The sequence below is a fragment of the Streptosporangium longisporum genome (genome assembly GCF_039534895.1).
Lineage (GTDB): Bacteria > Actinomycetota > Actinomycetes > Streptosporangiales > Streptosporangiaceae > Streptosporangium > Streptosporangium longisporum.
The window spans coordinates 50,044-72,714 of sequence record NZ_BAAAWD010000014.1 but is presented as its reverse complement, the minus strand read 5'-3'; the positions used below and the strand labels follow the sequence as shown (position 1 = coordinate 72,714).

The following is a 22,671-nucleotide window of genomic DNA, read 5'->3' as shown; positions in this document are numbered from 1 at the left end:
GCATTCCATGACTGTCTGTTCGCGAACGGTTACGCAGGGGGAGCGTGTGCGCGACGTGACCGCGATTCGTGCGGTGCCCGGGCCGGTCGCCGGCGGGGTGCCCGCCGGACGCCGGCGCGAGCCGGGCTGGGTGCGGGGGCACCGGGCGATGGCCGTCGTCGCCGACACCGCCTGCGCCGCACTGGCCGGGGCACTCGCGCTGATCCTCCGATTCGGCGAGGTTACCGCCTACGTCTTCCCGTACGTCGTGATGAGCACGGCCCTGCCCGCGGTCTGGGTCTGCGTGGTGGCGCTGAACCGCGCCTACGAGGCCCGTCTCGTCGGCCTGGGCTCGGAGGAGTTCCAGCGCATCCTGCAGTGCGGCTTCATGCTCACCGCCGCCCTCGCCGTCGGCGCCTACCTGACCAAGACCGAGGTGGCCCGCGGCTACGTGGTGCTGGCGTTGCCGCTGACCACGCTGCTCACCCTGCTGGCACGGTACGCGCTGCGCCGCTGCCTGCACCGCAGGCGGGCACGGGGCGGCTGCATGCGGCGCGTCGTGGCCGCGGGCCACCGGGTGGCCGTCGCCGAGCTGGTCCGCCGGTTCCGCCGGGAGCGCTACCACGGCCTGGAGGTCGTCGGGGTCTGCGTCCCGTCCGGCGGGACGCGGCAGGTGGAGGGCGTGCCGGTGCTGGGCGACCTGTCCGACGTCGCGCTCGCGGCCGGGCGGGTCCGCGCCGACACCGTGGCCGTGCTCGCCTGCCCGGAGATGGACGGCACGGCGCTGCGCCGGCTGGCCTGGCGGCTGGAGGAGAGCGACACCGACCTGGTCGTCGCCCCCGCGCTGATGGAGGTGGCCGGGCCGCGGATCACCATCCGTCCCGCGGCCGGGCTGCCGCTGCTGCACGTGGACCACCCCGAGCTCTCCGGCCTGCGCCGGCTGCTCAAGAACCTGTTCGACCGGCTCGGCGCCGGGCTGCTGCTCGCGGTGCTGCTGCCGCTCCTGGTGGGCCTGGCGGTCGCGGTGCGCGCCTCGGGGCCCGGTCCCGTGCTGTTCCGGCAGCGCAGGGTGGGACGCGACGGCACCGAGTTCACGATCTACAAGTTCCGGACGATGCGCGCCGACGCGGAGCATCGGAAGATCACCCTGTCCAGCGACGGCCCGGGCATGCTCTTCAAGATCCGGAACGACCCCAGGGTGACCCCGCTGGGCGCCCGGCTGCGCCGCCGCTCCCTGGACGAGCTGCCCCAGCTGATCAACGTCGTGCTGGGCGACATGTCCCTGGTGGGCCCCCGGCCGCCGCTGCCCGAGGAGGTCGCCCGGTACGGGGACGACGTCCGCCGCCGCCTGCTGGTCAAGCCGGGGATGACCGGCCTGTGGCAGGTGAGCGGCCGCTCGGACCTGTCGTGGGAGGAATCGGTACGGTTGGACCTGCGTTACGTGGAGAGCTGGTCCCTCATGCTGGACCTGCAGATCCTGTGGAAGACCTGGTCGGCTGTCGCGCGAGGAGCTGGAGCATACTGATGACCGTTCGCGACGATCACGCACTCGCCGCCGAGCTGGCGACCGAGGCGGGCGAGAGGCTGACCGCGCTGCGCGCCGAGCGCGGCTTCGCCGACCCCTCGGGGCTGCGCAAGGAGGGCGACACCGCCTCCCACCTGTTCCTGATGGAGGCCCTGTCCCGGCTGCGCCCGGACGACAGCGTGCTGTCGGAGGAGGCGACGAGCGAGGAGCGCCTCGACCCGCGCAGGCTCCGCGCCGAGCGGGTCTGGATCGTCGACCCGCTCGACGGCACCCGGGAGTTCGCCGAGGAGGGCCGCGAGGACTGGGCGGTCCACGTCGCGCTCTGGGAACGCGGCACGCTGACGGCCGGGGCCGTGGCGCTGCCCGCCCAGGGCCGCACGCTCTCGACGCTCGAACCCCCGGTGCCGCCCGCCCCGCGGCCGGACGCCAGGCCGCGGATCGCGGTCAGCCGCACCCGGCCCCCGGAGTTCGTCCGCGCGCTCGCCGAGCTCGCCGGTGCCGACCTGGTGCCGATCGGGTCGGCCGGCGCCAAGATCTCCGCGGTGCTCACCGGACAGGTCGAGGCGTACGTGCACGCCGGGGGCCAGTACGAGTGGGACTCGGCCGCGCCGGTCGCCGTGGCCCTCGCCTCGGGCGTCCACGCGAGCCGTGTCGACGGCTCGCCGCTGGTCTACAACCAGCCTGACCCGTCGCTGCCGGATATCCTGGTATCCCTACCGGGACTGGCGCCAACGTTGCTCGCCGGAATCCGGGATCTGCACCGCTAATCCCCGCTAGGAGAGACAGATGCTTCAGCGCGACTACACCACGTCGCAGCTCGATGTTCTCGAGGCAGAGGCCATCCACATCATGCGCGAGGTCGCGGCCGAGTTCGAGCGTCCCTGTCTGCTCTTCTCGGGGGGCAAGGACTCCATCGTCATGCTCCGCATCGCGGAGAAGGCGTTCTGGCCCGCACCCATCCCCTTCCCGCTGATGCACGTCGACACCGGCCACAACTTCACCGAGGTCATCGAGTTCCGCGACCGCCGCGCCGCCGAGCTGGGCGCGCGCCTGGTCGTCGCCAGCGTCCAGGACTCCATCGACGCCGGCCGCGTCGTCGAGGAGACCGGCCGCAGGGCCTCGCGCAACCGCCTGCAGACCACCACGCTGCTGGACGCGATCGAGGAGCACGAGTACGACGCGGTGTTCGGCGGCGCCCGCCGCGACGAGGAGAAGGCCCGCGCCAAGGAGCGGGTGTTCTCCTTCCGCGACGACTTCGGTCAGTGGGACCCGAAGAACCAGCGCCCCGAGCTGTGGAACCTCTACAACGCGAAGATCCGCAAGGGCGAGCACATCCGGGTCTTCCCGCTGTCGAACTGGACCGAGCTCGACATCTGGGACTACATCCGCCGTGAGGGCATCGAGATCCCCTCGATCTACTACGCCCACACCCGCAAGGTCTTCGAACGCGACGGCATGCTGCTGGCCGACAGCGAGTTCATCATCCGCGACGAGGACGAGCCGCTGGTGGACATGACGGTCCGCTACCGTACCGTCGGCGACGTGACCTGCACCGGCGCGGTCCAGTCCGCGGCCGCGACGGTCGAGGAGATCATCGACGAGATCGCGGTCACCCGGATCACCGAGCGCGGCGCCACCCGCGCCGACGACCGCGCCTCCGAGGCCTCCATGGAGGACCGCAAGCGAGAGGGCTACTTCTGATGCCCTCCCCGATGCCCTCGCGCACGCGGCGAGGCCCCTGCGGCCCCGGCCCGGACGGGTGCCCGCGCACCTCCGGCGGCCGGCACCTGACCCTTGAAACGGAAGAACGACACCTCACGAGGAGGGACGGCGCCGCCCGTCGGGTCACCGACGGTCTCCTGCCGAGAATCTGATGGACATCCTTCGCTTTGCTACGGCGGGAAGCGTCGACGACGGAAAGTCGACGCTCATCGGACGGTTGCTCTTCGACTCCAAGGCGATCTTCGAGGACCAGCTCGAGGCGGTCGAGCGCACCTCCCGCGACCGCGGCACCGAGTACACCGACCTGTCGCTGCTCACCGACGGCCTGCGCGCCGAACGGGAGCAGGGCATCACCATCGACGTGGCCTACCGCTACTTCGCCACCCCCCGGCGCAAGTTCATCATCGCCGACACCCCCGGCCACATCCAGTACACCCGCAACATGGTCACCGGCGCCTCCACCGCCGACCTGGCCATCGTCCTGATCGACGCCCGCAAGGGCGTGCTGGAGCAGTCACGCCGGCACGCGTTCCTGACCACCCTGCTGCGGGTGCCGCACCTGGTGCTGGCCGTCAACAAGATGGACCTGGTCGACTACTCCCAGGAGCGGTTCGAGCAGATCCGCGAGGAGTTCACCGCGTTCGCCTCCAAGCTCAACGCGCCGGACCTGACGTTCATCCCGATCTCGGCGCTGCACGGCGACAACGTGGTGGCGCGCTCGGAGAACACGCCCTGGTACAACGGCTCCTCCCTGCTGCACCACCTGGAGCACGTGCACATCGCCTCCGACCGCAACCTGGTCGACGTGCGCTTCCCCGTGCAGTACGTCATCCGCCCGCAGCGGGCCACCGACCCGTCCCTGCACGACTACCGCGGCTACGCCGGGCAGGTCGCGGGCGGCGTGCTCAAGCCCGGGGACGAGGTCATGCACCTGCCCTCGGGGCTGGCCACCCGCATCGCGTCGATCGACACCTTCGACGGGCCGATCGACGAGGCGTTCCCGCCGATGTCGGTGACCCTCCGGCTGGAGGACGACATCGACATCTCGCGCGGCGACATGATCTGCCGTCCCAACAACCAGCCGCACGTCTCCCAGGAGCTGGAGGCGATGATCTGCTGGATGGCCGACACGGTCAAGCTGGCCCCGCGCTCCAAGCTGATCATCAAGCACACCACCCGCAGCGCGCGTGCCCTGGTCAAGGAGCTGCACTACCGGCTGGACGTCAACACCCTGCACCGGGACGAGACGGCCGGATCCCTCGGGCTCAACGAGATCGGCCGCGTCTCGCTCCGGGTGACGCAGCCGTTGTTCGTGGACGACTACGCCCGCAACCGCCTCACCGGCGGCTTCATCCTCGTGGACGAGGCCACCAACAACACCGTCGGCGCCGGGATGATCGTCGACGCCCGGTAGGCCGTCCGCCCGGGTGCCCTCGCCCGCGCCCGGACCGCGCCTTCTCCCGTACGCGACGGGAGGGGCACGGTCCGGGCGCGGGCGTTCCGCGTTTCCGGGTCGAGTGGGCCGGGCGGGCCGGGGCGGGCCGGGCGGCCCGTGAAGGACGAGGAGGCGCGGCCGGGGGCGGGCCGGACACCCGTGAAGGGCGAGGCGGCCCGCAGCGGTACGGAGACGCGGGGCGGCGTCCCCCTCCTCCGGGTAGATCCTTTGTCCGTTCTCTGACTCCTCCGTTACGCTACGCGCTAGCCTCGTCGCGTTCCGTATCCGTGGGGTAGGGGTTCGTGCCTTGTCTGATAGTCCGTCACCCGCCCGGGTGGTCTTCCTCGGTGGCCTCGGCCGCAGCGGGACCACGCTGCTGGAGCGCCTGCTCGGTGAGGTCCCCGGCATCGCGCCGCTCGGCGAGGTCGTCCACCTGTGGGCCAGGAGCGTGCTCGCGGACGAGGCGTGCGGGTGCGGCGAGCCCTTCGGGTCGTGCCCCTTCTGGGAGAAGGTCGGCGAGCGCGCGTTCGGCGGCTGGTCCGAGGAGACGGCGCGGAGGATGATCGCGCTCAGGCCGCGGGTGGACCGCACCCGGCGGATCCCCACCCTGTCCAGGCTGCTGGCCGAGGAGCGGGCGGGCACCGGCAGGTGGCCGGCGTCCGGCACCGCCGAGCTGGACGAGTACGTCACCGCCCACCGCCGCCTGTACGACGCGGCCGGGGAGGTCGCCGACTGCCCGGTCGTGATCGACTCCAGCAAGCACGCCTCCCTGGCCTTCTGCCTGGCGGCGGCCGGGGTCGACGTCCACGTCGTCCACGTGGTCCGCGATCCCCGCGCGGTCGCGCACTCCTGGCGCCGCAGGGTCCCGCGCCCCGAGGACGGCCATCTGATGACCCACTGGTCACCCGCCCGGACCTCGCTGCACTGGCTGAGCGAGAACCTCGGGCTGGAGCTGCTGGCCCGCAGGGGCGTCCCGGTCACCCGGGTCCGCTACGAGGACCTGCTCGACGACCCCGCCGACACGCTCAGGCGCCTGGTCGCCGCGATCGGCGTGCCGTGCCGCCTCGACTTTCTCTCGGGCGGCTGGGCGGAGCTGTCCACGGCGCACACGGCCTCGGGCAACCCGGTGCGCTTCACGGTCGGCCGCACGGAGCTGACCAGGGACGACGGCTGGCGGGCCGCGGCGTCGTCCCGTCGCCTGCGCCTGGTCACCGCGCTGACCTGGCCACTCATGATCAAGTACGGTTACCACAGGAGACTCGCGTGAACACATCGGTGGGTGTCGTCATCCCCACCCGGGGACACCGGCCCGACCAGCTGCGCGCGGCCACGCTCGCCGTGCTCGGCCAGGATCATCCCGGTCCCGTCGAGGTCGTGGTCGTCGTGGACGGGGGCGACCCGGCCTGGGTCGCCGACCAGGTGGCCGACCTGCTGGTCGGCAGGGCACTGACCCCCGGCCCGCAGGACGCGCCCGCGCGCGGGGTGCGGGTGATGGCCAACCGGCTCACCCCCGGTCTGCCCGGCGCCCGCAACACCGGCATCGCGGCGCTGGCCACCGACCTGGTCGCGTTCTGCGACGACGACGACCAGTGGCTCCCCGGCAAGCTCACCGCCCAGGTCGCCGCGCTGGAGGCCGAGCCGCGGGCGCGCTTCTCCAGCTGCGCCATCGAGGTCGAGTACGGCTCGCGCCGCATCCCCCGCCTGGCCGGGACCGGCCGCGTCACCTACCGTCACCTGGTGCGCTCGCGGATGGTGATGGTGCACTCCTCGACGTTCGTGTTCCGGCGCGGCGGTCTCTGGGTGGACGAGAGCGCCCCCGGAGGCCAGAACGAGGACTGGGACCTGGCGCTGCGCGCCGCAGCCCAGCACCCCATCGTGCACGTCGACCGGCCCCTGGTCCGGGTGCGCTGGGGCGGGTCCGCGTACGTGACCCGCTGGGCCGATCGAATCGCCGGGCTGGAGTGGATGCTCGCCCGGCACCCTGATCTGGCCGTGGATCCGCGCGGCGCGGCGCGGGTCTACGGTCAGCTCGCCTTCCACCACGCGGCCCTGGGCCGAAGGCGGGAGGCGGGCCGCTGGGCCTGGCGGGCGTTCACCGCCCGGCACGGCGAGCCGCGGGCGCCCATCGCGCTCGCGGTCGCGGCCGGGCTGCTCCCCGCCCGGGGCCTGCTCAGCGTCCTGCACCACCGGGGACGCGGCATCTGATGGCGCCCCTGGCCGAGCACCCGCGCACGACCGTCCGCCCCGGTTCCGCGACGGCACCGTCCCTCACGGTGCCTCTCACGACGAAGCCCATCGTGATGCCCTTCCCGGTGGCGCCGCCGCCGGCGCCCGTGCCGTCCGCGCCGCCACCGTTCGCGAGCGCGTGGGGGGCAGGGCTCCCGCGGGTGGTCCTGCCCCGCGACGCCCGGCCCGCCCGGCCCGCCGTCCACGGGGACGCGCTCACCGACCACCGGGCCGTGTCCGCCGATCACGGTCCGGTGCCCGGCCTGCCCGCCGTCGCCGGGCAGGCCGGGACCCCGGGCACCGCGCGGGGGGCGGCACGGGCCACCTCCCGACGGCGGACCCGGCCCGACAAGGCCACCTCCCGTCGGCGGGCCCGGCCGGACCGGGCCACCCGCAGGCGGCTGCGCAGGCGCGTGCACGTGGCCGGGATCGCGTTCGACCCGATGACCGAGGGCGAGGTCGTCGACCACGTGGTGGCCGCGTTGAAGAGCGGCAGGGGCGGGCACCTGGTGACCCCCAACGTCGACATCGGCCGGATCGCCGCCCGCGACCCCCGGGCCCGGGAGCTGGTCGAGGGCGCCGACCTCGTCGTCGCGGACGGCATGCCGCTGGTGTGGGCGGCGAGGCTGCTCGGCACCCCCGTCCCCGGCCGGGTCACCGGCGCCGACCTGATCTGGTCGCTGTCCGAGGCCGCCGCCTTCTACCGCCACCCGGTGTACCTGCTGGGCGGTCCGAAGGGCGCACCCGCGCGGGCGGCCCGCGAGCTGGTGGCCCGCCATCCCGCGCTGGTGGTCGCCGGGACGGACAGCCCGCCGCACGGGTTCGAGGACGACCCCGACGCGTACGCCCGCGTGCGCGACGCGGTGATCGCCGCCGCTCCCCGGCTGGTCTTCGTCGGGCTCGGGTTCCCCCGGCAGGAGCGGCTCATCGCCTCGCTCCGCCGGGACCTGCCGGGCACCTGGTTCGTCGGCTGCGGCTCGGCGATCGCCTTCGCCGCGGGCACCGCGCGCCGCGCGCCGAGGTGGATGCGCCGCGCGGGCCTGGAGTGGCTCTTCCGGCTGGTACGGGAACCGGGCAGGCTGGCCCGTCGCTACCTGGTCGACGACCTGCCGTACGCGATCCGCCTCCTGACCGTCTCGCTGGTCCGCGGCCTGTTCTCCTGAACGCCCGGCTCCGGCGGGCTCCTGGGCTCCTGGGTTTCGGTCTCAGGGCTCCGGGTGCCCCCCGAAGACCAGCTCCCTGACCCGGCGGGCCTCCCGCGGGCTCAGCCGGGCACCGGCCTCGGCGACGGCGCGGCGCGAGTCCGTCGGCCGGTAGGCCGTGCGGGACAGGCCGTGCCAGGTGAAACCGGCGGTGCTCGCCCGGGGGGCGGCCGTGCACGCGCGGCGGACACGCTCGTGGGCACGGGCGGACCAGGTCAGGCCCGCCCACTCGTACAGGCGGCGGAAACCCGCCGACGGGTCGAGGGCCAGGTCCTCGTAGCGGGCCAGCATGATCCGCGGATGCCGGCCGGCCAGCTCGGCGGCGCTGACCACCGCCGCCCGCCACAGCGCGGCGGCCGTGGCGACGCGGTCCCGGGAGCCCGCGAGCGCGCGCAGCTCCTCCAGGTGCGGGTGGTCGCGCATCAGCAGCGGCTGGTCGAACAGCTCGCGGAGGTGGACCGTCCAGCCCAGCCGCTGCCAGCTCCCGACGAACGCCACCGGGTCGCGCAGCAGGATGATCACCCGGCAGTCCAGCCGGTCGGCGAACCAGCCCGCCGAGAAGAGCGCGAACGGGTCGTCCAGCAACGCCCGGCGCCCCGCCAGCCGCCCCAGCGTGAACGCGGTGCCGTACCGGACCATCCTCGCCAGGTCGTACGGGGAACGGTTGCGGCGCAGCTCGGCCAGGAAGCCGTAGCGCAGCGCGACGGTCCGGGTGAAGGCGGGCAGCCAGTCCCGCTCGTTGTCCTGGCAGATGTACTGGAAGCGGTGCCCGACCACGGCGTCCAGCACACCGGGGCAGTGACCGGGCGGGTGCTCGGGATTGAGCGGCTCGTTGACGTAGACCAGCTCCCCACCGGCGGTGAGCATCCTGCCCGTCCAGCTCGTCCCGCTCCGCGGCAGCCCGGTGACCAGCACGGGGGTCACCGCGCTCGCCATGCCGGTCGTGCTCTCTGTGCTTTTCGTGCCGATCGCGTCCACCGGGCCCGGTGTCTCCGCCACGGGCCGAGGGGGCGCAGGCCGTACCGGCGGTGGACGTGCCGGAGCGGCAGCAGGTTCTTGACCACCGTGCCGCCCGCCCAGCCGAGGGCGGCCCCGAGCGGGCCCAGGGAGGGGACCAGCAGCAGGTCCAGCAGCACCGTCGTGGTCAGGGCCGCGACGAGGTACGCCAGACCCGCACCGGTGTGCCCGGCGGCGGTCAGCGCCACGTCGGCCATCCCGCACCCGGTGGCGAGCAGCATGGTCGCGGCCAGCACCAGCGCCACCGGCGCACCCGGGGCGTACTCCTCGCCGAAGACGGCGCCGAGCAGCCAGGGCGCGAACGCCGCGTACCCCAGCCAGATGGGCCAGGTGAGCGCGACCAGCCAGCGGGTGGACGACCGGTACAGCTCGCGGGCGCGCGGCAGGTCGCCTTCGGCCAGGGCACGCACCAGCCTCGGCTGCGCCGCCTGCGCCAGCCCCTGCCCGGCGAGCTGGCCCACGACCTTGAACCGGGTGGCGGCGGTGTAGACGGCCGCCTCCGCCGGACCGGCCAGCCAGGCCACGACCACGATGTCCAGCCGCTGGAACACCGCCTGGATCCCCGCGGCCAGCGACCGCGGCCAGGTGTGGTTCCACAGCTCGCGCGCGGCACCCGGCGGGCCGGACGTTCCCGGCAGCCGCCGGCGCAGCCAGAGCCAGGCCAGCAGCAGGACCACCGGGTACGGCAGCGCCCAGGCCGCGACCAGCGGTGCCACCGAGCCGCCCCCACCGCCCCCATCGCCACCGCCGGTCATCACCGCCGTCCCGACCAGGACGAGCTGGGCCACCGGCTGGAGCACGCCGGTCAGCAGCAGCGTCGGCCGCATCGAACCGAACCCGCGGGTCGCGCTCACCACGATGCCGGAGCACGTCACCGCGGGCAACGCGACCGCCAGCACCCGTAGCGCGGGATCGGAGACGGTCAGGAAGGCCACGACGCCGACGGCCGACGAGAGCGACGCCACCGGGACCATCGCCGCACGTAGATGGCCCGCCGCGCGCGGACGGTCCACGGCGTACGGATGGCCTGTGGTGCGCGGACGGTCCACGGCGTGCGGGTGGCCTGTGGCGTCCGGGTGACCGGACGGCCGGGACCGGGCGATGAGGTGGACCAGCCCGTTCCCCGCGTCCAGCCGCAGCACCGTGGCGGCCAGCAGGCACAGGGTGGTCGCCGCGAAGAAGGCCCCGGCCGTCCGCGGGTCCGTCCCCCTGGCGACCAGCACGACCGTCAGGAACTGCACGACGGCACCGGCCCCCGCCCCGGCCAGCCCGGCCACCCTGTCCGCACGACCCGACAGGTCCGCACGACCCGACAGGTCCGCACGGCCCGACAGGCTCGCACGGCTCGACGGGTTCGCGGGGGCCGGGAGAGCTGGGGGATCCGAGGGGGCCGGGAAACCCGAGAGGCCCGGGGAAGGCGGGTCCGTGCGGGCGGGGAGGTCCCCGGGATCGGGCAGGCCGGTTCCGTCCGGTCGCCGGTGGACCCGGTCCGTCCCGTCGGCCGGGGTCAGCGGCGCCACGAGGGCTCCGTGCCCAGCCACGAGGTCAGCAGGGCGTCCTGCTCCTCGAAGCGATCGGCCAGCTCGCGGCGCAGGGACGGGGGCATGGGGGCCGGTCTGGGCCGGGCGTTGTACCGCTCGAACACCGGGTCCCCCAGGTGGGGTAGCCCGAGGAACGCCAGCACGCGGTCGTAGGCGACCTCCGGTTCGGCGAAGAACCGGCCGCTGTCCAGGACGAGGATCCGCTCCCGGCCGACCAGGGGCTCCAGCCGGGCGAGCTGCTCGGCGTAACGTCCCCTGGCCAGGTAGGCGTGATGGCGGTGGGCCAGGCTCGTGGAGTTCGGTGCGGCGCACAACGCCTCGGCCACCCCGGCGAGCCGTTCCTCCTCCAGCTCGACGGCCCTGGCGAAGGACGGCTCGGTCTCGAACCCCCTGGCCAGCTCGTGGGCGTGCGCGGAGAAGGCCCGCTCGACGGGGTCGCGGACGAGCACGATCAGCCTGGCGCCCGGCAGGTCACGGGCGATCCGCGGCCCGGCCAGCGGGTGGAACAGGTAGTAGGGCGACGACTCGAAGACCTGTGGCCGGTGGCCGTACCTGCGTGCCGCCCGGGAGAGCGACATCCGCAGCGGGAAGTGGGCCCGGTACCACGACGGACCTCGGTCGTAGGCCACGTCGAAGTAGTGCACGCCCTTGCGCAGCAGGGGCTTGAAGATCAGTGGGTGCTGGGACAGGGCACGGTACAGCGAGGTGGTGCCGCAGCGCTGGGCCCCGACGATGAGGAAGGTGGGGAGCGCCCGCCGTGCCGAGGTGAGGCGCCCCGCGGCCTGGGAGATCGCGTGGGCCGCGCGTTTCAGCTCGGGCCTCAGTGCCGCGGGCACGACCGCGCGCCTCACAGCAGGCTCTCCTGGCCGTCGAGGACCGGGCTGAGCCAGGCCTCGGGAGGGCCGAGAGGGGCGTGGCCGTCGGCCGCGTGCCGGTCGGCGAGCGCGATCAGGTAGCGCAGGGCGGTGAGCCGGGACTCGGCGGCCGACAGCCCGAACGGGGCCAGGATCCGCAGGGAGCGCGCCACGCACGCCCCGGCCGCGGTGACCGGGTCCTGGCGGCGTAGCGCGCGGTGGAAGAAGTGGTGGACGGCGTCGAAGCCCAGCGGGACCCCCGTGCCGAACCGTTCCCAGTCCCAGACCAGCAACCGCCCGTCAGGCCCCCGCGAGATGTTCCACGACGTCAGGTCCCCGTGCCAGGCGAAACGAGAGGCCGGAGTCTCAAGGGGCCCGGGGGGCCCGGGGAGCCCGGTGCCGGGGAACGGACCCGCGGGGACGTGCGCGATCTCGGTGATCGCGGCCGTGAGGACGTCGTCGCGGATCCGCCCCCGCCGCACCGGGAGCGGGGTCAGCGCCAGGACGGACAGGCCCCGCCAGGACCCGTGGTGCAGCACGGCCGGTGGGACGACGGTCTTCAGCGGCACACCGGCGAGCAGGCCGAGGGTCCGCGCCTCGTGCGCGACGAGCTCCCGGGTGAGATCGGTGTCGCCGATCTTCACGAAGGCGATCGGCCCGTCCGGGGCGTGCGCCTCCAGGATGGGTTTGCGGTTGGCCCGCCGGGCCGGGGGCACCCGCAGCGTGACGCGGAGACGGATGCCGAAGATCTCACTCAGGTGGCTCTCGATGCCCCCTCTCCGCACCATGACCCGCCTACCCGGATGCCACCACGCGCGCGGGACCAGCCTGCGGGGGAGCAGCCGGTGCGGGAGCAGGGTGTACGGCCTCGGCTCGCCGGGACCGGGGAAGAGCAGGTCGACGGTCCGGTCGAGATAGCGCAGGCGGGCGTGGGCGTCGTTCATGCGGCCGTGCTCGCCATCGAGTTCCTCCAGAGCAGCGCGAACGAGACCAGGTACAGGCTGAGCGGCGTGACCAGGCCGTCGTAGACGAACATGTAGAGCAGGGTGAGGACCATCACGAGGACCCCGGCCATGCCGATCGGGCTGCGGTCACGCCAGTGGCGGCGGACGGCCCCGGCGAAGAACGCCACGTAGAGCGCGGCTCCCGTGAACCCCTGAGTGATCATGAGGTGCCAGAGGTGACCGTCGCCGCCCAGCGGCGGGTGACCGCAGGTGACGCACCAGTCGGTCTTCCCGGTGGTGATCGTCCGGTGGTTGCCCCTGGCGTTGCGGGTGTTGCCGTACCCGATGATCGGGGAGGTGCTTGCTGCCGCGACCGTCGCCGTCACGGTGAAGCCGCGGATGTCGTTGCTGTGCGGGCTCTCCAGCCGCTGGGCCACCATCGTGCGCAGGGGGCTGAGGGCGAACACCAGCGCCCCCGCCGCCAGGATCGCGCAGGTCACGACGCGTGCCCGCCCGCCCAGACGCACCAGCAGGTACGCGGCGGCGACGCCGAGCCCGATCCACAGCCCGCGGTTGAGCGAGTAGACCACCGGGATCGCGGCCGGCGCGACCAGCAGGACCGCTGCCGTCCGCCTGCGCGGGCCGCCGTACACCCACCAGCCGACCACGAACCAGACGAGCAGCACCGACAGGTTGCCGCCCCAGGCGTTGGCCCACTCGAACGGTGCCTCGGGGCGGGGCGAGGGGTGGCCGAGGACCCACTGCGTCTGCGCCGCGGTGGGGTGGATCAGGTTCTGGACGAAGGGGTTGCCGCTGATCCAGCCCGGGAGGATCAGCTCGACCGGCGAGGTGAACGCGGCACGGGGCGCGAACACGCCCAGCAGCCCGCCCGCCACGGTCGTGACGAACAGCGCGCCGAGCATCCGTACCAGGGTGAGCTGCGGCAGCTCCTCCTCGGTCAGGTTCCCCAGGTAGAGCACCATGATCAGCAGGGAGACGTAGAGGACGAGGCGCATCAGGTAGCCGATGAGCCGTCCGGCGCCGAACTCGCCGTAGGTGCCGGGCGGCATCTCGCCGAGCATGACCGCGCTGATCAGGTACCCAGCGAGGAGGAGCAGCCAGAGGCCGAACCCGCGTGGCGCCCTGATCGGCCGTCTCCGCCACAGCACCGCCGCCATGGCCGGTGCCACGACGACCACGCAGAGGCCACCGAAGCCGAGGGCCCACCAGACGGGGTACCCCACCAGGAACGCGGCGATCGGCCAGGCGGCCGGACGCAGGCCCCTCACCTTCGGCGTCCCCTCCGCCCGGCGGCGACCTGCCGCTCCTGTGGAACGTTCCCATGGGGCTCCGGACCTGGAAGACCTTTGGACGTCTCAGGATTCGGGGGTGCGGGACGCGGGGGATGCGGTGGGGGAGGTGAGGAGGACAAAGGGGGTGCGGCGGGGGAGACGGAGGACGGGGAGGGCGGGCTCGCCGGGCTTACCGGGGGAGGTGGCGTGGCCCGATGCCCACCCGCCAGGCCGGCGAGGGGGCGACCGGTCCTCCTCGAAGGAGCCTCACGGTCCCGGCCGATCGGGTCCCGGTCACCCGGGCCCCGGCCGTCCGGATCCCTGGGCGCGACGTCCCGCCCACCCGGATCCCGGCTCCCCGCACGAACGTCCAGGCCCCGAACGTCCAGGCCCCGAACGTCCAGGTGCCGAACGTCCAGGTCCCGGACCTCCAGGTCCCGACCGTCCTGGGCCCTCCCTCCCGTGCCCCGCCCGTCCGCCCGAGGGACACCCTCGTGCCGGACGTCCTCGTGCCGAGAAGGCGCGTACCCGGGCACCTCGTGCCCGCCGATCTCCTGCCGACCGGCCTCGCGTGCGCGCTTCCCCCCGGGACGGGGAGCGGGCGGAGGCCGTACGGCGGACGGGGAGAGTGTGTCGCCGGTGAGAAGGGTGCCCGCCACCGGGACTCCGCGCTCCCGCAGGGCCCGTACGGCACGCCTGACCTCCCTGGGGGAGGTGCCGGGCACGGAGACCACGAGCACCGCGCCTGCCAGGCCGCGCAGCTCCTCGTCGCCGACCGCGTCGAGGCCGGTCAGCCGCCGGACGTCGGCGGCGGTGCGCAGGGTGGTGTCGAGGCGGTCGCGGACCCAGGCGAGGCCGACCCCGCAGAGCAGCCCGGCCATCAGGCCGCTGCCCAGGTACAGGGGAGGCCGCGGGGCACGGGGCTCGGTGGGGGCCACCGGAGGGCCGATCACCGAGCCGGGGGTGACGGCGATCGTCCTGAGGGCGTCGTACCGGGCGGTGAGGGTGTGCACCTGGCGGAGAAGGACGTTCTGCCGCTGGAGGGCCAGGGCACGCTCGGAGGTGCCGTTGTCCAGCCCGGGAAGGGCGGTGGCGACCGCGGTGAGGCTCGCGTTGACCTGCTTCAGCTTGGCCAGCACCGCCCTGAGCTGGGCGCTGAGGGCCCGGGTGGAGGTCTCGCGCCGCTGGGCCAGGTAGGCCAGGGAGTAGGCGTTCGCGCACGAGGCCGCCGTCGCCGGTGCGGCGGCCGTGCAGGAGATCTCCAGGACCGAGGTGTTGGGCGGTACGGAGACCTCGGCGGGGCCGGGCAGGCCGGCGAACAGCCCACGGGCCTTGGCGGCGACCACCGCGGACCGGGCGACCTGGGCCTCGGTGTCGAGGTTGAGCGGTTCGCGCTGGCGGGCGGTCACCTGGTTGACCTGCTCCTGCGGGCCCACCGGGGTCACCAGGACCTGCGCGGAGGCGGTGTAGGAGGGCGGGGTGAGCCACAGCAGGGTGACGCCACCGCCGGTCCCGGCGAGGAGCATGGACAGGACGGCCAGCCGGCGGCGGCGCAGGAGCGACACGTAGTCCGCCAGGTCTCCACCTGAACGACGGGCGGGGGCGTCCGGTGACGGGCTCATGTTTCGCGGGTGCCTCTCCGGCGAGCAGCTGCGGGAACCCTTGGAACTATAGGTCGGCTTTTCCTTTCCCCGGAGGGGTACGCAGGATTTTCCTCGCGTTGGCCCGGCTGATCACGTCCATATAACGACTGTTTATTGGATATGTCCCGCCGTCGGCTCCGGGACTGTGGAATGGAGCGGCAAAGTCCAGGGCGAGGCACGTCCGGGCGATGGAAAGGTGTTCCCCCGAGACGGCCGGCGAATGCCTGCGGACGACATCTGCGAGGGATCGTTGCATCAGACAAATGGTTCTATAGAGGTAATTCCGCGTATGGTCAAAATAGGCGGTTCAGGGCTCGTCCTGGCGCTCGGGCTGGGGTGTGTGGCACTGGCCGTCGCGGGGGTGAGCGGGTGCCAGGGCGCCGCCTGCGCAGCCGGGGCCGCGGGCTCGGACACCGGTACCGCGGGCGCCCGGGGCGAGCAGGACGGCCACGACGGCCACGGCGGCCGTGGCGAGCAGGGCGGGTCAGGGGCCGCGGGGACTGCGGGGGCCGCCGATCCCGGTACCGCCGATGGCGGGCAGGGGCGCGGTTGCGAGGTCACCCGCACGCTCGTCCCCTCCTGCGGCGCCTGGTGGGGGGTCGCACCGGAGATCTTCACCGGACGGCGCCCGGAGCGGGCGCTGGAGCGCGCCGAGAGGCGGATGGGCCGTCCGGCCGCCGTCATGCACGTCTACCACCGCGGCGACGAGCTCTTCCCGACCTCCGCCGAGCGCGCCATCGCCCGTGACCCGGACGGCCGCAGGCTCCTGCTGGTCAACTGGAAGCCGTCCGCGGACCGCTCCCACACCTGGGCGGAGATCGCCGACGGCGCGCTGGACGCGCGGATCGACCGGCTTGCCGCCCACATCGTGCGGACCTTCCCCGAGAGGTTCTTCCTCACCGTTCACCACGAGCCCGAGAACGACGTCGTGGAGACCCCGGGCGCGGGGATGTCCGCCGCCGACTACGCGGCGATGTTCCGGCACGTGGTACGGCGGCTGCGCGCCGGTGGCGTGACCAACGCCGTCACGGTGATGACCTACATGGGCGCGCCCAACTGGGCCTCCAAGCCCTGGTTCGAGCGGCTCTACCCGGGCGACGACGTGGTCGACTGGGTGGCGATGGACCCCTACGCCGACCGCCGGGTCGACGGCTTCGACGCGCTGGTCGACAAGGTCCGTCCGGACTTCCCCCGGTGGCCCGGGTTCTACCGCTGGACGGGGGAGCGCTTCCCCGGCAAGCCCGTCATGGTGGCCGAGTGGGGCGTCTTCGAGCGGCCCGGCCGGCCCGGCTTCAAGGAGTCCTTCTTCGCCTCGGTACAGGCCCGGCTGCGCGACTACCCGAGGATCAAGGCGCTGGTCTACTTCGACTCGCCGCGCGCCCCCCGGGGGGACACCCGGTTCGACACGACGCCGGGCGCGCGCAGGGCCTTCGGCGAGCTCGCCGGCGACCCCCGCCTGCGCCCCGCCGTCCCCTCCGGCTGACCCGCACGCCCCTGCGCGGGCGGGATCAGCGGATCCAGCCGCCCTGGATCAGCGGATCGAGCACCTGGTGCACCGCCCGGTCCACACCGATGTCGGTGGTGTCGATCTCCAGGTCGGCGTCGTCCGGCTCCTCGTACGGGTCGGAGACGCCGGTGAAACCGGGGATGAGCCCGGCGCGGGCCTTGGCGTAGAGCCCCTTGCGGTCGCGGCGCTCGCACTCGGCCAGCGGGGTCGAGATGTGGACCAGCACGAAGTCGGCGCCGACGGCCTCGACCATCGCGCGCACCTCCTCGCGGGTGGCCGCGTACGGCGCGATGGGTGCGCAGATCGCCAGCCCGCCGTGCCGGGCGACCTCGGCGGCGACGAAGCCGATGCGGCGGATGTTGAGGTCGCGGTCCTCCTTGGAGAAGGTCAGCCCTGCCGAGAGCAGGTGGCGCACCACGTCGCCGTCGAGGAAGGTCACCGTGCGGCTGCCGCGCTCCAGCAGCGCGTCGTGCAGCCCGCGGGCGACGGTCGACTTGCCCGAGCCGGACAGGCCGGTGAAGAAGACCACCAGCCCCCGCCGGTGCGGCGGCCCGGGGATCGTCACGGGCTCCGGGCCGGCCAGGTGCTCGGTCGCGCCGTAGGCCTCGGCGATCCGCTCGCGCAGCTCCAGGTCCAGCGCGGGCTCCCGGGGCGCCAGCGGCACCACCGCCACCAGCGTGTCCTCGGGCAGCCGGTCGCGGGCCTTGAGCGCGGCGCGGACCACCGCGGGCCCGCCCTCGCCGTACGCCAGCGGGAGCAGCAGGATCGACGCCTCCAGCTCCTGGGCGGTCGCCAGCAGGTCGTCGAGGTCGCCCAGCGGCCCGCGCATGGTCACGGCCAGCACGGACTCGCGCTCGCCCAGCTCCTTGCGGATCTCCGCGGGTTGGCGGCGGAGCCGGGCGAACGGGCCGTGCTCGGGGGCGTCCAGCGCTTCGACCGGCCCGCAGACGAAGCCGTCCTCGCGCCCTTCCACGGTCAGCACGGCCAGCGCCGCGCCCTCGGGGTCGCGCAGGGTGATCCGGTCGCCGGGTGCGGCCGGATGGTCGTCCGGCAGCACCAGGGTGACCGGCACCGGCCACGGCGTGCCGTCGGCGAGCGTGCCGCGCTCGTCGACCGAATGCGCGTCGGCCGAGCTCAGAAAGCCCGTCAGCGGCGTGAAGGCGCCGGAGAGCAACAGCTCGAGGTCGGCCAGCTCACGGGCGTCGGGGGTCCACTCGAAAGGCGCCGTCATCTGCTCCACAATCCCGCTCGTCGGACGTTCCGGCCCGCCCGCCCCGGATGGCGCCCCCCTCGGGCGAGCCGGAGACGACCGGCGGCCGGATCTCAGACCAGCCGGGCGAAGTGGCTCTGGGGCTTGCGGATCACCATGGTCACCTCGTCGCGAGATGCGGGCCGGCGCCCCCTGGAGAGGGTCTCCACCGCCGAGCAGGCGGCGCGGGCAAGCTTACCGAGAGGTCCGTCCAGCGCGGGCCCGCTGCGGGCGGAGATGTCCTCGGTCACCATCAGCCCGCGTACCAGGCAGAAGGAGTGCATCCCCTCGCGGGAGGCGATCGGCTCGTAGACGGCCGGCAGCGGGCCCACCGTGCCCGGCGGGGTGAACCTGCGCCACAGCAGCCGCCGCAGCGCCGCCGGTGTCCGCCGGTCGCACACCCCGTACGCCGAGGCGCGGTCGCGCATCCTGACCAGCAGCAGCCCGCCGGGGCGCAGCCCGGTCAGCAGCCGGTCGAGCACCAGCTCGGCGTGCTCGATCCGTTCCAGCAGGAACGACACGTAGACGACGTCGAACGCGCGCGGCGGCACCGGCACCGAGCGCAGGTCGCCCAGCGTCCAGGAGTCCAGGTCCTTGCGGGCGGACGTGCTGGTGCGCAGGACGGGCAGGTCCTCGTCGATGCCGATGACCCTGGTCTCCATCTGCGCCAGATCGAGTGGTTCCGGCCATCCGCACCCGGCGATCAGGACGTCGAGCCGCCGGCCGAGCAGGCCGCTCCATTGGTCCCTGACCCGCTGACTCAGCAAATCGTCTCGGTCGACGACCGATCTCACCTCAGACATATAACGGAGAGTAGTCAACACAGCACGATTCATCGTGCATTTACCGCTCCATGCGAGGGCGGGCGGCGGGCCAAGTAGCCTTGACGGGGTACCCCGTGTCTTCTCCGGCCCGGGGACGTCGTGTTGCCGTCGTGGGGCTGTGGGCGAATCTGATGAGCCTTTCCGGACTTCTTGATCTTGTCGTCGGGGAGCCTAAGCTGGCTTCCCTCCTCCGGGACGTGCGCGGGGGCGACCCGTCCGACGTGGCGCTGGTCGCGCCGCCCGCGCTGCGGCCCTTCGCGGTGGCCGCGCTGGCCAGGGAGGGGGCCAAGGGCGCGGCCAGGACCGTGCTGGCGGTGACCGCCACCGGGCGCGAGGCCGAGGATCTCGCCTCGGCCCTGACCAGCCTGCTGGACGAGAGCACCGTGGCGGTCTTCCCCGCCTGGGAGACGCTCCCGCACGAGCGCCTGTCGCCGCGCGGCGACACCGTGGGCCAGCGGCTCGCGGTGCTGCGCAGGCTGGCCCACCCGGTCGAGGGTGACCACTCGGCCGGGCCGCTGCACGTGGTCGTCGCACCCGTCAGGGCCCTGCTCCAGCCGATCGTGCGCGGCCTGGGGGACCTGCGGCCGGTACGGCTGCGCGCCGGGGACGACGCCGACCTGGAGTCGGTGGTGCACGCCCTGGTGGAGAACGGCTACCACCGGGTGGACATGGTGGAGCGGCGCGGCGAGGTCGCCGTCAGGGGCGGCCTGCTCGACATCTTCCCGCCCACCGAGGAGCATCCGCTGCGCCTGGAGTTCTGGGGCGACACGGTCGAGGAGATCCGCTGGTTCAAGGTCGCCGACCAGCGGTCCCTGGAGGTGGCCGAGGACGGCCTGTTCGCCGCGCCGTGCCGGGAGTTGCTGCTGAACCCCGAGGTCAGGGCACGGGCGCGGGAGCTGGCCGAGGCGCACCCCGCGCTGGCCGAGATCCTGGAGCAGCTGGCCGAGGGCGTCCCGGTGGAGGGCATGGAGGCGTTCGCCCCGGTGCTGGCCGGGGAGATGGACCTGCTGATCGACCACCTGCCCGAGCAGTCGGCGATCTTCGTGTGCGACCCGGAGCGGATCCGCGGGCGGGCCGACGAGCTGGTGCGCACCAGCCAGGAGTTCCTGGAGGCGTCCTGGATCACCGCGGCCTCCGGTGGCGAGGCCCCGATCGACCTGGGGGAGGCGGCCTTCCGCACGCTGGAGGAGCTGCGCGACCACGCGCGCGAGCTGAGCCTGCCCTGGTGGTCGATCGCGCCGTTCGGCGGCGGGGACGACGACGCGGACCCCGAGGGCGGCCGCGACGACGGGCTGGTGCTGACCGCGCGCGAGGTGGAGTCCTACCGGGGCGACACCCAGCGGGCGCTGGCCGACATCAAGGGCTGGCTGGACTCCGGCCAGGTCGTCGTCCTGCTGAGCGAGGGCCACGGCCCGGCCGAGCGCATGGTCGAGCTGCTCAAGGGCGTCGACCTGCCCGCGCGCCTGGAGCCGGGCCTGACCGGGACGCTCGACGCCAAGGTCGTCCACGTCGCCACCGGCCTGGTCGAGCACGGCTTCGTGACCCCGTCGCTGGCCGTGCTGACCCACCTGGACCTGGTCGGCCAGAAGGCGTCCACCAAGGACATGCGGCGGCTGCCCTCGCGGCGCCGCAACATGGTCGACCCGCTCCAGCTCAAGATCGGCGACCACGTCGTGCACGAGCAGCACGGCGTGGGCCGCTACGTGGAGATGGTGCAGCGCACCGTGCAGGGCGCCACCCGCGAGTACCTGGTGATCGAGTATGCCAAGGGCGACCGGCTCTACGTGCCCACCGACCAGCTCGACGAGGTCACCCGCTACGTCGGCGGCGAGTCGCCCACCCTGAACCGGATGGGCGGCGCCGACTGGGCCAAGGCCAAGACCAAGGCCAAGAAGGCGGTCAAGGAGATCGCCGGGGAGCTGATCCGGCTCTACTCGGCCCGGATGGCCTCGCCCGGCCACGCCTTCGCCCCCGACAGCCCCTGGCAGCGGGAGATGGAGGACGCCTTCCCCTACGCCGAGACGGGCGACCAGCTGGAGGCCATCGACGAGGTCAAGCGCGACATGGAGCGCCCGATCCCGATGGACCGGCTGATCTGTGGCGACGTGGGCTACGGCAAGACCGAGATCGCGGTGCGGGCGGCGTTCAAGGCCGTGCAGGACGGCAAGCAGGTGGCCGTGCTGGTGCCGACCACGCTGCTGGTGCAGCAGCACATGTCCACCTTCGCCGAGCGCTTCTCCGGCTTCCCGCTCAACGTCAGGCCGCTGTCGCGGTTCCAGAGCGACGGGGAGGTCAAGGCGACCCTGGAAGGACTGCGCGAGGGCTCGGTCGACGTGGTGATCGGCACGCACCGGCTGTTCTCGCCCGAGGTCAGGTTCAAGCAGCTCGGCCTGATCATCATCGACGAGGAGCAGCGGTTCGGCGTCGAGCACAAGGAGGCCATGAAGCACCTGCGCACCCAGGTCGACGTGCTGGCCATGTCCGCCACCCCGATCCCGCGCACCCTGGAGATGGGCCTGACCGGCATCCGGGAGATGTCCACGATCCTCACCCCGCCCGAGGAGCGGCACCCGATCCTGACCTTCGTCGGCCCGTACGACGAGAAGCAGATCGGCGCGGCGATCCGGCGCGAGCTGATGCGCGACGGCCAGACCTTCTTCGTGCACAACCGGGTGTCCAGCATCGGCAAGGTCGCGGCCATGCTGCGCGAGCTGGTGCCCGAGGCCAGGGTCGCGATCGCGCACGGCCAGATGCAGGAGCACCAGCTCGAGAAGATCATGGTGGGCTTCTGGGAGCGCGAGTTCGACGTGCTGGTCTGCACCACGATCGTCGAGTCGGGCCTGGACGTGCCCAACGCCAACACGCTGATCGTCGACCGGGCCGACACCTACGGGCTGTCCCAGCTGCACCAGCTCCGGGGCCGGGTCGGCCGGGGCCGCGAGCGCGGCTACGCCTACTTCCTGTACCCGCCGGAGAAGCCGCTCACCGAGACCGCGCACGAGCGCCTGGCCACGATCTCCCAGCACACCGAGATGGGTGCGGGCATGTACGTGGCCATGAAGGACCTGGAGATCCGCGGCGCCGGCAACATCCTGGGCGCCGAGCAGTCCGGTTTCATCGCCGGGGTCGGCTTCGACCTGTACGTGCGGATGATGGCCGAGGCCGTCCAGGAGCAGAAGGCCAAGCTGGCGGGCACCCCCCGCGAGGACGAGCGGCCCGACGTCAAGGTCGAGCTGCCGATCAACGCCCACATCCCGCACGACTACGTGACCTCCGAGCGACTGCGCCTGGAGGCGTACAAGCGGATCGCCGCGATCGGCTCCGACGACGACATCGCCGCGGTCCGCGACGAGCTCCTCGACCGGTACGGCCGGCCGCCCCAGCAGGTGGAGAACCTGCTGGAGGTCGCCCGCTTCCGGATCCGGGCCCGCCGCGCCGGGCTCACCGACGTCACCCTGCAGGGGCCGAACATCAGGTTCGCGCCGGTGGAGCTGCGGGACTCCCAGCAGGTCAGGTTGCAGAGGCTGTACCCGAAGGCGTTGCTGAAGCAGGCCACCGGTACGTTGCTGGTGCCCGTGCCCAAGACCAGACCGCTCGGCGGCCAGCCGCTGCGCGACCTGGACCTGCTCAAATGGTGTGGTGATCTCGTCGAGGCCATGTTCCTCGAAGCCGTACGGGTAGAGTAAGCGGCGTTTGTCGTGAAGGGAACGC

General features: G+C 73.3%; 17 protein-coding genes. 9 read left to right on the top strand and 8 right to left on the bottom strand.

Annotated features, from left to right (window positions below; genetic code table 11):
- Positions 1-7 precede the first annotated feature (7 nt).
- The 7 genes from ABD832_RS23725 (at position 8) to ABD832_RS23695 (ending at position 8,050) form a co-directional block, all read left to right on the top strand.
- Positions 8-1,504, top strand: coding sequence for a sugar transferase (locus ABD832_RS23725; RefSeq protein ID WP_413224518.1), 1,497 nt, complete (start codon positions 8-10; stop codon positions 1,502-1,504).
- Positions 1,504-2,271: a 3'(2'),5'-bisphosphate nucleotidase CysQ gene (locus ABD832_RS23720; protein WP_344899056.1), complete on the top strand. Its 768-nt coding sequence runs from the start codon at positions 1,504-1,506 to the stop codon at positions 2,269-2,271. The genes ABD832_RS23725 and ABD832_RS23720 overlap by 1 nt, the downstream gene beginning before the upstream one ends.
- Positions 2,272-2,290: 19 nt before the next feature.
- The gene (gene cysD, locus ABD832_RS23715; RefSeq protein ID WP_344899054.1) at positions 2,291-3,205 is read left to right on the top strand and encodes a sulfate adenylyltransferase subunit CysD; all 915 of its coding nucleotides are present in this window, start codon (positions 2,291-2,293) and stop codon (positions 3,203-3,205) included.
- Positions 3,206-3,377: 172 nt separating this feature from the next.
- Positions 3,378-4,640 carry a sulfate adenylyltransferase subunit CysN gene (gene cysN / locus ABD832_RS23710; RefSeq protein ID WP_344899052.1) on the top strand — a complete coding sequence of 421 codons (1,263 nt, stop codon included), beginning with the start codon at positions 3,378-3,380 and terminating at the stop codon, positions 4,638-4,640.
- Between the two features lie 328 nt (positions 4,641-4,968).
- Complete coding sequence (locus ABD832_RS23705) at positions 4,969-5,928, top strand: sulfotransferase (RefSeq protein ID WP_344899050.1); 960 nt, start codon at positions 4,969-4,971, stop codon at positions 5,926-5,928.
- Entirely contained in the window at positions 5,925-6,866 is a 942-nt protein-coding gene (locus ABD832_RS23700; protein WP_344899047.1) for a glycosyltransferase family 2 protein, read from the top strand. The genes ABD832_RS23705 and ABD832_RS23700 overlap by 4 nt, the downstream gene beginning before the upstream one ends.
- Before the next feature lie 68 nt (positions 6,867-6,934).
- Complete coding sequence (locus tag ABD832_RS23695; protein WP_344899045.1) at positions 6,935-8,050, top strand: WecB/TagA/CpsF family glycosyltransferase; 1,116 nt, start codon at positions 6,935-6,937, stop codon at positions 8,048-8,050.
- Positions 8,051-8,092: 42 nt separating this feature from the next.
- Here the strand turns inward: ABD832_RS23695 and ABD832_RS23690 are convergent, their stop codons facing one another.
- Genes ABD832_RS23690 through ABD832_RS23665 form a run of 6 tightly spaced genes read right to left on the bottom strand, consistent with a single transcriptional unit; the run spans position 8,093 to position 15,359 of the window.
- The gene (locus ABD832_RS23690; protein ID WP_344899043.1) at positions 8,093-9,025 is read right to left on the bottom strand and encodes a sulfotransferase; all 933 of its coding nucleotides are present in this window, start codon (positions 9,023-9,025) and stop codon (positions 8,093-8,095) included.
- Positions 9,010-10,626: a lipopolysaccharide biosynthesis protein gene (locus tag ABD832_RS23685; RefSeq protein ID WP_344899041.1), complete on the bottom strand. Its 1,617-nt coding sequence runs from the start codon at positions 10,624-10,626 to the stop codon at positions 9,010-9,012. The genes ABD832_RS23690 and ABD832_RS23685 overlap by 16 nt, the downstream gene beginning before the upstream one ends.
- Positions 10,614-11,498 carry a sulfotransferase family protein gene (locus ABD832_RS23680; protein WP_344899039.1) on the bottom strand — a complete coding sequence of 295 codons (885 nt, stop codon included), beginning with the start codon at positions 11,496-11,498 and terminating at the stop codon, positions 10,614-10,616. The genes ABD832_RS23685 and ABD832_RS23680 overlap by 13 nt, the downstream gene beginning before the upstream one ends.
- The gene (locus tag ABD832_RS23675) at positions 11,495-12,445 is read right to left on the bottom strand and encodes a hypothetical protein (protein WP_344899037.1); all 951 of its coding nucleotides are present in this window, start codon (positions 12,443-12,445) and stop codon (positions 11,495-11,497) included. Before ABD832_RS23675 ends, ABD832_RS23680 begins: the two co-directional genes overlap by 4 nt.
- Complete coding sequence (locus ABD832_RS23670) at positions 12,442-13,734, bottom strand: hypothetical protein (RefSeq protein ID WP_344899035.1); 1,293 nt, start codon at positions 13,732-13,734, stop codon at positions 12,442-12,444. The genes ABD832_RS23675 and ABD832_RS23670 overlap by 4 nt, the downstream gene beginning before the upstream one ends.
- Positions 13,731-15,359 carry a YveK family protein gene (locus ABD832_RS23665; protein WP_344899033.1) on the bottom strand — a complete coding sequence of 543 codons (1,629 nt, stop codon included), beginning with the start codon at positions 15,357-15,359 and terminating at the stop codon, positions 13,731-13,733. Before ABD832_RS23665 ends, ABD832_RS23670 begins: the two co-directional genes overlap by 4 nt.
- Positions 15,360-15,669: 310 nt before the next feature.
- Between ABD832_RS23665 and ABD832_RS23660 the strand changes: the two genes are divergently transcribed.
- The gene (locus ABD832_RS23660) at positions 15,670-16,863 is read left to right on the top strand and encodes a glycoside hydrolase family 26 protein (RefSeq protein ID WP_344899031.1); all 1,194 of its coding nucleotides are present in this window, start codon (positions 15,670-15,672) and stop codon (positions 16,861-16,863) included.
- 25 nt (positions 16,864-16,888) lie between these two features.
- Here the strand turns inward: ABD832_RS23660 and cysC are convergent, their stop codons facing one another.
- Positions 16,889-18,118 carry an adenylyl-sulfate kinase gene (gene cysC / locus ABD832_RS23655; RefSeq protein ID WP_344899029.1) on the bottom strand — a complete coding sequence of 410 codons (1,230 nt, stop codon included), beginning with the start codon at positions 18,116-18,118 and terminating at the stop codon, positions 16,889-16,891.
- A 92-nt stretch (positions 18,119-18,210) separates the two neighbouring features.
- On the bottom strand, positions 18,211-18,939 hold the full coding sequence (locus tag ABD832_RS23650) for a class I SAM-dependent methyltransferase (RefSeq protein WP_344899027.1): 729 nt from the start codon (positions 18,937-18,939) through the stop codon (positions 18,211-18,213).
- A gap of 152 nt (positions 18,940-19,091) precedes the next feature.
- Here ABD832_RS23650 and mfd point away from each other — a divergent pair, with 152 nt between their 5' ends.
- Positions 19,092-22,646, top strand: a complete 3,555-nt coding sequence (gene mfd, locus ABD832_RS23645) for a transcription-repair coupling factor (RefSeq protein WP_344899025.1) — start codon at positions 19,092-19,094, stop codon at positions 22,644-22,646.
- Positions 22,647-22,671 lie beyond the last annotated feature (25 nt).